Consider the following 12,493-nt stretch of genomic DNA (forward strand, 5'->3'; position numbering starts at 1 on the left):
CGCCGATAGCCGCGGACGTACCCACGGCGTTTGAGTCGGGCGCCACACGGCACCAAGAAAAAGGGCTCGGACAACCCAGGGGGTTGGCGAGCCCTTTTTCTGTGACGCAGAGATCGTCAGATCGGAGATGCGACGCTCGCTAGCACCGGGTCCGCTGCAAGGACCGTCTGGAGCGTGGCCAACATTTGAAGGGCATCCGTATCAGCAGTTGGGAACAATACGGAGTAGTGCTCCTGCGTCAGATGGAAGAAACGTGGTTGCAGGTCCACCGGCACCCCGATCAAAGTGGCCAAGGAAACGAGGTGCTCGCCATGGCCCTGCGCCATGTCTTCCGAGAGATTTTCGATCGTGGCCTGGGCGTACACCGCGGCCTCGTGTTCACGGCTGACGATCCCGTCCTGCGAGCAACCAGAGGTTCCGGTCGTCATCCCGAAGGTTTGATTGCCGGAGGTGCCGTTGGTTGTCGCGGCAAGGATCTGAGGAAGGAGGCCACGTTGCCCCTGAAAGAGCAGGTACCCTAACCCGCAGCCGGGTCCGCTTTTCGCCATAGGCCCACTGGTGCCGGGTAACTTGACCGACATGTCTTTGTCTTTCTCCGCCGCGGACGCGGGTGTCCACGCCAGCGCGACGGCAAAAGTTGCTGCCGAACACGTGATCAGTGCACGCTTCATCTGTTTCCGCATGATGACCTCCCTGTTGAAGTGAACAGCCAGCCCACGCGCCGCACGGATATAGCACAGCGTCGTGAGAGTTGCAATACGGGTGAGTCGGGCGGGTTACAGCCAGTGCCTGGCGAGGCGTTGTGACTCGGTGAGGAAGAACGCTTTGATGTCCTCCCAGACCAAAGGAGCCAGCAGCTTCGGGAGTGGTTCGCGCTCCGCGTCCTCGAAGTAACAAAGGGACTTGAGAATGTGCGCGCGGTTGTACGCGATCCGCCGAAATTTCACATCGAAGTCCCGGAGCAAGTCGTCCAAGGGCCTGCTTCGGGTGCAGATCGTATAGAGATCAACGAAGTCCCGGCGGCTCCCTCGGCTGGCCACCGCATCGATCTTCATACATCCGATATCCCGTAGGCTCGCCAGATTGATCCCCAGTCCGGACACGCAGGGATCGAGCAACGGGTATGGGTAGTGAAGAAACGTCAGCCTGGTTCCCTCAAAACGGGCGTGGACCGTTCCGGGTGCGGCTTCGACGCCGTCGAGTCGGCCTAGGCCAGAGAGCGTGTGGACAACGGCGTCCGCCTCGAACGAATCCGCGGAGAAAAAGTCGAGGTCATCGGATACGCGGTGGCCGAGTTGGAGGGCGACGGCGGTGCCACCGGCCAGGTAAAACGGACCGAGGACACCGGCGCGGCTCAGTGTGTCCAGATGGCGCGGTAGGTCTGCTGGAACGACTTCGACAAACACCGTACGTCCTTCGCGGGGACGTCAAGCACATTGGCCCAAAACCCCGCGCTGCGTCGAGACAACCGGCGAGTCGAACGCACGACGTCGACTACGCGCTCCCGGGGATAGGTCGCAAATAGCCACCGGACGGCGTCTTCGTCGCCCGATTCCAAGATTCGTTCGATCAAAAACACGGCGTGGGATGAGAGATCGACCGCGCCGGGGTCCACGTCCCATAGGCAGGACTTGACCGAAGGAGGAAGCACGCCCCACTATACCACGAAATCCCGTGCAGGGGTGAGGCGACTGGAGCTAGGGCGTTCGTCCCGGTGTGTCTGCGATTTCGTTCACGATTCGCTCCACCGCTTCAACCGGGTCTTGGGCGTCGCGGATGGGGCGCCCCACGACCAGGAAGTCCGCTCCCGCGGCGATGGCCTGAGCCGGGGTGTTGGCGCGGCGCTGGTCGTCTCCCGGGACTGCGGCCCAAGCGGGGCGAATGCCGGGTGTGACGACCACGAACTCGGGCCCGAACTGGGTCTTGACCACGTGCGCCTCGTTTGCCGAACACACGACGCCGGTGCATCCGGCATCGCGAGCAAGCGCGGCGCGGCGGAGCACAAGGGCTTCCACGGTGAGGTGCGGGTCATACCAGCCGGCGGCTCGTACGGCCGACGCGTCGGTGCTCGTCAACACCGTGACCCCCAGGAGCTGAGTCGCGGCGAGGCCGGGCGATGCGGCGGTCAACCGCTCGCTGGTTTCACAGTGAACCGTTAGAAAGCGGACGCCGTAGCGCTTGGCGGCGAGCCCGGCGGCGCGCATCGTGGCCGGGATGTCGTGAAATTTCAAATCGAGGAAGATGCCCGCCGTGGTGTGCTGGCGGATGGCTTCAAGAATCGCGGGACCCGCGCTCACAAACAGCTCCAACCCCACCTTGAACAGGCCGACGCGGGAGCCGATCCGCTTCACCAGATCCAACGCTTGCGGTTCCGACGCGAAGTCGAGCGCGACGATCAACCTTCCACGAGCTGCAGCGTGAAGATCCACGGCCGGGACTGTAGCGATCCGCGCGATCTCTGTCAATGAGCGAAAGCACTGCCTGATCGGACGGCGCTCGATATTTCGATATAATCCGGTGTGAGTTGACGGACCGAAACCCGTTGCTACACTGAACCACTGTCCGGATGCGGCACCGTGTCCGCAAGGAAGGTGCGTCATGGGTCAGGCAGACAGTCGTCGAGAGTTTACGCGGGTTCGCCTCGCCGTGGGCGTTGAAGTGGACCAACCGGGTCGGCCCAAGATTTCGGGGCGCGGGCGTGACCTGAGCGTGAAGGGCGTCTACGTTGAGTGTTCGAAGCCGCTCCCACCGTCCACGCCGTGCGATGTCACGATCGTGCTCTCGGGAACCCCCGAGCCCATGCAGGTGCACGTGACCGGTCGCGTCGTGTACGCGGAGCCCGGCGGCATGGGCATCGAGTTCGTCGAGGTGGACGTGGACAGCTTCATCCACCTTCGGAACCTCGTCCTGTACAACTCCGTGGACACCGAACAGGTGGAGCGGGAGTTCGCACAACACATCGGATGGAAGCGCAAAGGCTGACCGCGCAACGTTCGAAGCCGAAGGCTCACCCGAAGATCACCCGAGTGCAACGAGCGTTTCCGCCAAAAACAGGGAGGTTTGAGGCGGAACAGGGGCTAAACTCAGCAGGACAACAGCAACAGATTGCAAAGCCTCGCGCCGGGGAATCCGGCGCTCATTTTGCGGCCCGCTTTGCGGGGTGTGGTGGGCGATGCTGGTATCGAACCAGCGGCCTCTTGCGTGTGAAGCAAGCGCTCTACCACTGAGCTAATCGCCCGATCACTGCCGAATCAAGGAGTTGCATTGTACTGATCCGCCCCGGCCGAGTCAATTGTGCTCTGTTTGTGCTCGGCCACGGAACGAGTATTTGCCAGATAAATGACGCCAGGCAATCACCGACGTTTCTGGCAGCCGTTGAACGAAGCCGTAGCGGGGTCTGTTCCTTTCGGCGGATGAAGGAACGAACGGCGTGGAGCTGTGGACGAGCGAGGGAACCGATACCGGAACTACGTGTCACCAAAACACCGGGACCGGTACGCGTCTGGTCCTGAACATCAGACCCTAAGGCTAAGGTTGCTGCGGGGAGCCTTCCTTGTCCGTGGGCAGCACCGAGGGGTCGAACAGTACGGTGTGGGTGGCGCTGATCTTGATCTCCACGCGTCTACCCCGCTCGTAGACCACGTCCGAGGGTTGGCTGGAGTGCAGCGACCGTCCCGAAGCGAGACGGACGGTGTAGACGTTTTCCGAGCCCCGAAACTGGCGCGACAACACCACCCCTGATCCGTCGGGGGTGGGCACCAGGGCCACGTCGTCCGGCCGGATCATCACCGACACGACCATCCCGTTCGGGAATCCTGACGTATTGGGGAACGGACCCAGTTCGGTCTTGACCTGAAGCCCGTCGACCGCGCCCGGAACGAAATCGGCCTGGCCCACGAACTCCGCCACGAACGGCGTGGTCGGCAGATGGTACACGACCTCCGGCGCCCCGAGTTGTTCCAGGCGCCCGCGGTTCAGCACGGCCACGCGGTCGGCCATGGCGAACGCCTCTTCGTGGTCATGCGTGACCAGCACCGTAGTGGCGCCGGACTGCTGCAGAATGGCATCCACCTCGGCCCGCATGCGCGAGCGCATGTCCGGATCGAGATTGGAGAATGGTTCATCGAGCAAGACCACGATCGGGTTGGGCGCAAGGGCCCTGGCCAGGGCCACGCGCTGCTGTTGCCCGCCGGAGAGTTGGTGGGGGTAGCGGTGCTCGAGCCCGGTGAGTCCCACCAGGTCCAACACCTCGGCCACGCGGCGGGTCTGGTCGCGCCGGTCCATCCGGTGGAGGCCAAAGGCCACGTTTTTCGAGACCGTCAGGTGGGGGAAGAGGGCGTAGTCTTGAAACACCATGCCCACTCCGCGCTGTTCCGGCGGAACCCAGAACCCGGCACCGGCCACGCAGGCTCCGCCGAGTCGGACCGTGCCCTCGGTCGGTGTCTCAAACCCCGCGATGAGGCGCAGCAGCGTGGTTTTCCCGCAACCGCTCGGTCCCAGCACCGCCAGCGTGTGCCCTCGGGCCACAGTGAGGGACAGGGCGTCGATGGCGGGCGCGTGTTCGGGGTGATACTGTTTCGTCACACCGGCCAGCTCGATGACGGGGGTCGTGGCGGTCACGGCGGAGTGGACAGTCTTTCCGGGGCGGTTGTGGACGGGTGGCGCCCGGAACAGCACCGGCTCGGGGGTCGTTTCATGAGAGGCTCGGAACGGTCAAGTCTGAAAATGAAAACTAATATCATCGTGCCCCATTGTCAAGAGCGGGACTGCGCCAGCGGGCTTCCTGTCATTGGTCAGCGCAGGCTCAGGAGGTACAGGTCGAGGAACAGGTAGACGAACCATCCCGCCAACAAGAGGAACCACCCGCCGATCAGGATGAAATCCAAGGTAGTGTGAAACGACACCGAGAAGTTCTCGGCGACCATGGTCGAGACGTCTTCGATCGCGTCCAGTTTTTGCTGGATCGAGGTTTGCCACGCTTCGAGGTGGAACTTCTTGGCCAGCAACGCATATACCCGCGCCGCGTACCAATCGCCGATCAGCTTGATCCGATGTTCCGCCGCTTGGGATTCCAGGAGCGTTTCAGCGCGGATTTTGAGGATCTCGCGGAGCACGGCGCGAATCTCCCGGCGGCGAAACCGGGATCCCATGGGCGTGGTCCGGAGCATCTGCGCAATGTGGGCGAGTCGGCGATCGAGCGCGTGATCCGACATCCGCAGACGCAGCAATTGGAGGTTCGCGATCTCGATGAGTTCGATGTTGGCCTCGAAATCCGCCTGAGGGTCGAAGAGGATCGCGCCGTCCCAGTCCACGATGATCAAGTCGTCCTTGCCGTACTTGATGTTGGCCTGCAGCGTGGCTCGGACCTCCTCTTCGTCGAGGGGGAGACGTTCGTCTTTGATCAGCCCGACCAGCCGCTCACCGTGCAGCGTGAGAAACACCTCCGGGTCTCCCTGGTAGTTCGCGATACAGTACACCCGGTACTCTTCCTCGAACGTGAGGTCACCTCCCAGCCGAACGAGGGCGGCGCGACACGCGTCGATGAGTTCGGTGTGCAGCTCGAACAGCGGGTCGGTGAGCAGATCATCCACGTCCATGCTGATCTCGGCGACGGCGAATCCCGGGTCGTACGTTTTCACCACCCGGATGGCGCGACGGCTCGCCAAGGTGATCGGCGTGCTCTCGATCATCTGTTGCCGCGGCATGAGATCGCCGTAGTTCGGCGCGGCCTTGGAGGGTTTGGAGGCCAGCGGGCCGGCTGGTGCGATGCGCGCGGCGACGGGGCTGATGACGAATCCGATCAGGCGGGCGGGAATCGCCAACGCGGCGCGTTCCATGGGCGGATCATACGGACGGGCCGTTCGGGGTGTCAATTCGGCGGTTTCGGGGCGCCGGAGGCGCATCCTACACCGGTCTTCTGGCCCGCGGATCGTTCGGGATTTCTCCTTGACTTCCGCGTCCAGCCTCCCCTACACTGGCGCCGATGCAAGCCGACCGTCCGGGGGTCGCACTGGCCACCATGCAGGACGTCTGGGACTTTTATCGGACGGATCTGCAGGGCGTAGAGTCGCATATCCAGAAGCACGTCGATTCCGGCGTCCCGCTCATCAATCAAGTCGCGCTCTATATCCTGACCAGCGGGGGCAAGCGCATCCGGCCCCTGCTCCTCATGATTTCGGCCCGCTTGAACGGCTACGACTCGCCGGGGGATCAGACGGTCACGCTGGCGAGCGCGATCGAGTACATTCACGCGGCTACGTTGCTGCACGACGACGTGTTGGACGACGCGTCGTTGCGACGCGGGAAGGACCCGGCGCACGCGTTGTGGGGCAACCGCGCGACCATTCTGGTGGGGGACTATCTCTATACCAAAGCCGTCTGCCTTGCCGTCCAACTCGGACTGTTGGAGGTGGATTCCATCCTGGCGCACGCGTGCCGCATCATGGCCGAGGGCGAGGCGCTGCAACTGCTCCACTGCGGCGACCTGGCGCTGACGGACGGGGACTACCTGAAGATTGTGGAGTGCAAGACCGCGGCGTTGATGTCCGCGGCCTGTCGGTTGGGCGGCGTGATCAGCGGCGCCGGCTGGGACGAGAAGGAGGCGCTCGGGCGATTCGGCCGCTACCTGGGTATCGCGTACCAGGTCGCAGATGACACGCTGGACTACATCGCGGACCAGGGGCGGCTGGGAAAAGCGCTGGGCAAGGACCTCTCCGAGGGCAAAATCACGCTGCCGTTGCTCCACCTCCTGCGAACCGCCAGCGGCGACGAGCGCCGTCTGGTGGAAACCGTGGTCCGCGAAGGCCAGGCGTCGCCCACACAATTGCGGGAGATCCTCGACCTCATGCAAAGCCACGGGTCCACCGCCTATGCCCTCGACGTGGCGCGGCAACACATCGCCATGGCGCAACAGAGCCTCGAGGTCTTCGACAACGGTCCCCACCGCCAAGCCCTGGCCGCCGTGGCCGACTTCGTCGTCACCCGCGACCACTGACCCATCCAGGTCGATCAGCGCCGTTCGGCCGACCTGCGTTCGGGGCGCAAAGATGATGGCTCCACGAATCGCCTCAATCGTCAGGCCCATCGCGATCGCCTTGCTGCTCGCGGTATCGTCCGTGGCATGTACCTCGGCGGAGCGCGCCGCGCAAGAGGCTTACGAACTCGCGCAGTTCGAACAGAAACAAGGCAATGCCGAACACGCGCGACAGCTTTACCAGGAGGTCATCACCAAATACCCCGACACGTCGTGGGCTAAGAAAGCCCGCGCCGGCTTGTCGGAACTCCAGCCTGCCCAGCCCTAGCCCGCCGTCGTTCGATACCGATTGCCGCAGGTTCGCAAAGAGGGACCGGAAACCCTCGCTCGTCTGGGCTAGGATATTCCCGTAGAGAATTTCGCAAAACCTCGTAGGTTTACCAGTTACGTGGGCGATTCTTTTTCAGTAGAGTCCCGTTCATCGGAAGAGAATTCCGGAACGGCCAGCGAAGGTCGTACACCTTTAACCAACCGAGAGGAGACGCTCGATGAGAATGATCGGTTTCGCTTTGGTCGCCCTGGTGGGAGCACTGGTGTCGTCCGCTCTCGCCCAAGAGGGAACGACCAACATGGACATCCTGATTCAGAAGGTCAAGGCCGATAAGAAGTTGCTCGTGGCGGCGAACATGGACCTGACCGACGCGGAGGGCAAGGCGTTCTGGCCCATCTATGACGCGTATCAAAAGGACCTTCAGGCCGTCAACGAGCGACTGGGCAAAGCGATTGCCGGGTATGCAGAGGCTTATGCCAAGGGACCGGTTCCGAACGACACGGCGAAAAAGGTCTTCAACGACGCGCTCGCAGCGGAGGAGGCAGAGTTGAAGTTGAAGCAAACCTACCTGCCCAAACTTGAAAAGGCCGTGTCGGCGGCAAAGGCCGTTCGGTATCTCCAGATCGAGAACAAGATCCGGGCCGCGATTCGGTACGAACTCGCCGACCAGATTCCGCTGGTCGATTAACACGTCGGTAGCGGTCAGCTTCCGACGAGCGCCACCTGGGCCTCGCGCCGGAGATCGGCGTCTCATACGAGATCGACTACGACGTGCGGGCAGTCCTGGCGCTGCGGTACAATTACGGCCTCGAGGCGTCGGACACCACGCTCCAGTACTGGACCGTGAAACTCGGGATCGGGTGGTAACGCGCACTCCCGACCGGAGCGAGCAGCATGATGCCGGTCACGGGAACTCTCCGCCGTTAGAACCACTCGCCGATGTAGAAGTACCAGCCGTCGGAATCTTGCCGCGTGCGTAGTCGACCAAGAGATTGACACGATGCTTCTCCGAGGCCATCCAGCGTAGTCCAAGCCCCCAGCTCGGCAAGGTGTCCTCGGTGGAGCGCTCCCGTCGTCGGAGCGATCGCCGACTCCCGTCCCGACCGTCGCGAATCGCAGATCGTCCTCTAACGCCGCTGCGGCGGTTGTGGTAATGTGGAGTCCTGTTTCGTACCCTAAAAGACGCAACGCCTGCGGGCGTGTGGCGTCGGCCACACGGAGCGCCGATATGACATCGAGCACGCCGCCACTGACGCACCGGCCGGCCTGGAAGGCCCTCGAAGCCCATTATCAGGAGGTCAAGCATCTGCATCTCCGCAAGCTCTTCGCGGATGATCCCCGGCGTGGCGAACGGATGACGGCTGAGGCGGCGGGCATCTACCTCGACTACTCCAAGCACCGCGTCACCGACGAAACGCTCGCTCTCCTCGTTCGCCTGGCCAACGAATCCGGGCTGCAGACGCGGATCGACGCGATGTTCCGCGGGGAGAAGATCAACGTCACCGAGAACCGAGCCGTCTTGCACGTGGCGCTGCGCGCTCCGAAAGGAGCGTCCATCGTTGTTGATGGCGTCAACGTGGTACCGCACGTTCACGCCGTGCTCGACAAGATGGTGGATTTCTGCAACCGGGTCCGGAACGGCGCGTGGAAGGGGTATACCGGCCACCGCATTCGCCATATCGTCAACATCGGCATCGGCGGCTCCGACCTGGGACCGGTGATGGCGTATGAGGCCCTCAAACACTATAGCGACCGCGGCCTGACCCTCCGGTTCGTCTCCAACGTCGACGGCACGGATTTCGCGGAAGCGACACGCGACCTCGACCAAGCAGACACGCTGTTCATCGTGTCATCCAAGACCTTTACCACGTTGGAGACCATGACCAACGCGCACACGGCGCGCAACTGGCTGCTCGCCGGCTTCGGGGGTGACGTGAAGTCGGTGGCGAACCATTTCGTCGCCGTGTCGACCAATGCCGGGGAGGTCACGAAATTCGGGATCGATCCCGCGAACATGTTTGGATTCTGGGACTGGGTCGGCGGGCGCTACTCCATGGCTTCGGCCATCGGCCTTTCGACCATGCTGGCCGTGGGCCCGGAACATTTTCGCGCCCTGCTGGACGGGTTTCACGAGATGGACGAGCACTTCCGCACCGCGCCGTTCGAGCAAAACCTGCCCGTGCTCATGGGCCTGCTGGGCATCTGGTACAACAACTTCTTCGACGCGCAGTCCGTTGCGGTCTTACCCTACGATCAGTACCTGAAGCGCTTCCCGGCTTACCTGCAACAATTGATCATGGAGAGCAACGGCAAACGCGTGGCGCTCGACGGAGCCGGGGTATCCTACCAGACCAGCCCGGTTTACTGGGGCGAGCCCGGAACCAACGGCCAACACTCGTTCTATCAGTTGATCCATCAGGGGACCAAGTTGATTCCGTGCGACTTCATCGCCTTCAACCATACGCTGAACCCACTTGGCCGGCACCACGATATACTGCTCGCAAACGTTTTCGCCCAGGCCGAGGCGCTCGCGTTCGGCAAGACGGCCGAAGAAGTCAGGGCCGAGGGCACGCCGGATTGGCTCGCGCCCCACCGGGTGTTCGAGGGCAATCGCCCGTCGACAATGATCCTGGCGGATCGCCTCACGCCGGGCACGCTCGGGAAGCTCGTCGCGCTCTATGAACACTGCGTGTTCACGCAGGGCGTCATCTGGAGCCTTGACTCATTCGATCAGTGGGGTGTGGAATTGGGCAAGGTGTTGGCCCAGCGGATGATTCCGGAGATTGAGAGCAAGGCAGACCCCACGCTCGCTCATGACAGCTCGACCAACGCCTTGATCCGTCGGGTCCGGAAATCGAAGCAGACGAAATGAACGCGTTCAACCCTGCACAGGTATTCGGAGAAAGGAGCCGGGGATGCAGCTCGGGATGATCGGGCTCGGCAGGATGGGAGCGAACATGGTGCGGCGGCTGCTCAAAGGCGGCCATCGCTGCGTGGTCTTCGACCGGTCGCCGCAGACGGTGAAGGATCTGACCCAGGAGGGGGCCGTTGGGTTCAACTCGCTCGCGGACCTGGTGAAGAGCCTGGAAAAACCGCGGACGGTGTGGTTGATGCTCCCGGCAGCGGTGGTGGACCAAACCATCGCCGACCTGCTCCCGCATCTCCAGGCGGACGACGTGGTCATCGACGGCGGCAACTCCTATTACATTGACGACATTCGGCGCGCCAAGGAGCTCGCCCCGCGGAGGATCCACTACGTGGACGTGGGTACCAGCGGGGGGGTGTGGGGACTGGAGCGGGGCTACTGCATGATGATCGGGGGAGAACAAGAGGTGGTCAAGCGCCTCGATCCGATCTTCGCAGCACTGGCGCCCGGCGTGGGCGACATCCCGAGGACCCCGGGGCGCGAAACGCTCGGCGGCACCGCCGAGCAGGGCTACCTGTATTGCGGGCCCACCGGCGCGGGGCACTTTGTCAAAATGGTGCACAACGGCATTGAGTACGGGCTCATGGCCTCATATGCCGAGGGGCTGGGCATCTTGCGCGCCGCCAACGTGGGCACGCGATCACGCCAGGTCGACGCCGAGACCGCGCCCTTGCGCGACCCCGAGCACTACCAGTACGACTTCAACCTCCCCGACATCGCCGAGGTGTGGCGCCGCGGCAGCGTGATCGCGTCATGGCTGCTGGATCTCTCGGCGGCCGCGCTGGTCAAAGATCCGAGCTTAGCGGGTTTTGCCGGCCGGGTGTCGGACTCGGGCGAGGGGCGCTGGACCATCAAGGCCGCTATCGACGAGGCCGTGCCGGCCCACGTCCTGACCGCGGCCCTATACGAGCGCTTCAGCTCGCGGGGCGAGGCGGATTTTGCGGACCGACTGCTCTCGGCGATGCGGTACCAGTTCGGGGGACACGTCGAGAAACCGAGCGGCAAATAGCGGGCTCGCCCGGCAACGTCCCCCCGACGGAAGACCACTGCTGACCACCTTGGAGACGCGCTCCTGAAGATCACCGTCCTTCCGGGAGCCGAGGCGGTGGCGCACGAGGCGGCCAAACACGTTGCCGCGGAGGCGCGCGCAGCCGTGGCCGCGCGGGGCCGGTTTGTGATGGCCGTCAGCGGCGGGCGCACCCCGTGGCTGATGCTGCGGGCCTTGGCTGCTGAGGATGTTCCGTGGCACGCGGTGCATCTCGTGCAGGTGGACGAGCGTGTGGCGCCCGCAGGACACACGGAGCGCAACATGACCCATTTGCGCGACAACCTGCTCTCGCCAGCCTCGCCGCCCCCGGAGCAAATCTACGCCATGCCGGTGGAATCGCCCGATCTGGAGACTGCGGCAGCGGCGTACGCCTTGATGCTCGAGAAGATCGCCGGCACGCCGCCGGTGCTCGACCTCGCCCACCTCGGTCTTGGATCCGACGGCCACACCGCCTCGCTGGTACCCGGGGATCCCGTCCTCGAAGTCACTGACCGTGATGTCGCGGTGACCGGTGTCTATAAGGGGAGACGGCGCATGACGTTGACGTACCCGATGCTCAATCGTTCCCGGCGCATCCTGTGGCTGGTGACGGGTAGCGAGAAGGCCGTGATGCTCGCGCGTTTTCGCGCTGGCGACCCGTCGATCCCGGCTGGAAGAATCAGTCGGGAGCAGGCTCTGGTGCTCGCGGATCGGGCGGCGGGACAGCCGGGACCCCAGTGAAGTACGGGCACAACGGTCGAACCTAGCCGGGGATATCGGCGTCACTTCGTACGAGTCGGATATCTGCTCCACGCTTCTCGTACGTCCACTCGATCTCCAAGCCGTACAGGGCCCTTTGCCCGCTTCCAGCGCTGAGAATCTCGCCGGATCAGAATCAGTGACATCCCCCAAACGGGGGGATCTGCGAAAACACCCCATCTGGGGCATAGGACTTTCTCCCCCGATTGAGACATGCTCAAAATCGCACATCGCTCAATACGTCGACGCGGCGCACCCGTGGCGCGTCGGAACGCGGGAGGACAACATGAGATGCCAACGATGCCAAGGCTCCATGAACTTGGATCGATCGGACGACCGTTCTCGTCTGATCGAGCGATGGCGGTGCGAAACGTGGCGGTGCAGCCAGTGCGGGGAACGTATCGACGTCATCGTGCTCCGCCAGCGCGCAAAACCCGAGTGGAGTACGCCGAATGCGTCGCTCCGACCACACGTGGC

Annotated in this window: 12 protein-coding genes and 1 tRNA gene; 7 read left to right on the plus strand and 6 right to left on the minus strand. The window is 63.4% G+C overall.

The features are described 5' to 3' along the window. Nucleotides 1–116: 116 nt before the first annotated feature. The 3 genes from AB1451_09440 to pyrF form a co-directional block, all read right to left on the minus strand. Complete coding sequence (locus tag AB1451_09440) at nucleotides 117–683, minus strand: DUF3015 domain-containing protein (protein ID MEW6683127.1); 567 nt, start codon at nucleotides 681–683, stop codon at nucleotides 117–119. Between the two features lie 93 nt (nucleotides 684–776). Then, nucleotides 777–1,406: a nucleotidyl transferase AbiEii/AbiGii toxin family protein gene (locus AB1451_09445; protein ID MEW6683128.1), complete on the minus strand. Its 630-nt coding sequence runs from the start codon at nucleotides 1,404–1,406 to the stop codon at nucleotides 777–779. A gap of 291 nt (nucleotides 1,407–1,697) precedes the next feature. Beyond that, nucleotides 1,698–2,465: an orotidine-5'-phosphate decarboxylase gene (gene pyrF, locus AB1451_09450; GenBank protein ID MEW6683129.1), complete on the minus strand. Its 768-nt coding sequence runs from the start codon at nucleotides 2,463–2,465 to the stop codon at nucleotides 1,698–1,700. A 133-nt stretch (nucleotides 2,466–2,598) separates the two neighbouring features. Here pyrF and AB1451_09455 point away from each other — a divergent pair, with 133 nt between their 5' ends. Beyond that, the gene (locus tag AB1451_09455) at nucleotides 2,599–2,982 is read left to right on the plus strand and encodes a PilZ domain-containing protein (protein ID MEW6683130.1); all 384 of its coding nucleotides are present in this window, start codon (nucleotides 2,599–2,601) and stop codon (nucleotides 2,980–2,982) included. A gap of 181 nt (nucleotides 2,983–3,163) precedes the next feature. Here the strand turns inward: AB1451_09455 and AB1451_09460 are convergent. The 3 genes from AB1451_09460 to AB1451_09470 all read right to left on the minus strand — a co-directional run bounded on the left by AB1451_09460 (nucleotide 3,164) and on the right by AB1451_09470 (nucleotide 5,837). Continuing rightward, nucleotides 3,164–3,238 (minus strand) — tRNA-Val (locus AB1451_09460). A 290-nt stretch (nucleotides 3,239–3,528) separates the two neighbouring features. Next, nucleotides 3,529–4,620, minus strand: coding sequence for an ABC transporter ATP-binding protein (locus tag AB1451_09465; protein MEW6683131.1), 1,092 nt, complete (start codon nucleotides 4,618–4,620; stop codon nucleotides 3,529–3,531). A 173-nt stretch (nucleotides 4,621–4,793) separates the two neighbouring features. Then, nucleotides 4,794–5,837, minus strand: a complete 1,044-nt coding sequence (locus AB1451_09470) for a hypothetical protein (protein ID MEW6683132.1) — start codon at nucleotides 5,835–5,837, stop codon at nucleotides 4,794–4,796. Nucleotides 5,838–5,983: 146 nt separating this feature from the next. On the opposite strand from AB1451_09470, the gene AB1451_09475 reads away from it, so the two are divergent. The 6 genes from AB1451_09475 to pgl all read left to right on the plus strand — a co-directional run bounded on the left by AB1451_09475 (nucleotide 5,984) and on the right by pgl (nucleotide 11,998). Beyond that, the gene (locus AB1451_09475) at nucleotides 5,984–6,994 is read left to right on the plus strand and encodes a polyprenyl synthetase family protein (protein MEW6683133.1); all 1,011 of its coding nucleotides are present in this window, start codon (nucleotides 5,984–5,986) and stop codon (nucleotides 6,992–6,994) included. Between the two features lie 55 nt (nucleotides 6,995–7,049). After that, nucleotides 7,050–7,301: a hypothetical protein gene (locus tag AB1451_09480; protein ID MEW6683134.1), complete on the plus strand. Its 252-nt coding sequence runs from the start codon at nucleotides 7,050–7,052 to the stop codon at nucleotides 7,299–7,301. 220 nt (nucleotides 7,302–7,521) lie between these two features. After that, nucleotides 7,522–7,992 carry a hypothetical protein gene (locus tag AB1451_09485; GenBank protein MEW6683135.1) on the plus strand — a complete coding sequence of 157 codons (471 nt, stop codon included), beginning with the start codon at nucleotides 7,522–7,524 and terminating at the stop codon, nucleotides 7,990–7,992. Between the two features lie 540 nt (nucleotides 7,993–8,532). Beyond that, complete coding sequence (gene pgi / locus AB1451_09490; protein ID MEW6683136.1) at nucleotides 8,533–10,176, plus strand: glucose-6-phosphate isomerase; 1,644 nt, start codon at nucleotides 8,533–8,535, stop codon at nucleotides 10,174–10,176. A gap of 43 nt (nucleotides 10,177–10,219) precedes the next feature. Next, nucleotides 10,220–11,239, plus strand: a complete 1,020-nt coding sequence (gnd, locus tag AB1451_09495) for a phosphogluconate dehydrogenase (NAD(+)-dependent, decarboxylating) (protein ID MEW6683137.1) — start codon at nucleotides 10,220–10,222, stop codon at nucleotides 11,237–11,239. A 96-nt stretch (nucleotides 11,240–11,335) separates the two neighbouring features. After that, nucleotides 11,336–11,998: a 6-phosphogluconolactonase gene (gene pgl, locus AB1451_09500; GenBank protein ID MEW6683138.1), complete on the plus strand. Its 663-nt coding sequence runs from the start codon at nucleotides 11,336–11,338 to the stop codon at nucleotides 11,996–11,998. Nucleotides 11,999–12,493: the final 495 nt, after the last annotated feature.

This window comes from Nitrospirota bacterium (genome assembly GCA_040757335.1).
GTDB lineage: Bacteria > Nitrospirota > Nitrospiria > 2-01-FULL-66-17 > 2-01-FULL-66-17 > JBFLXB01.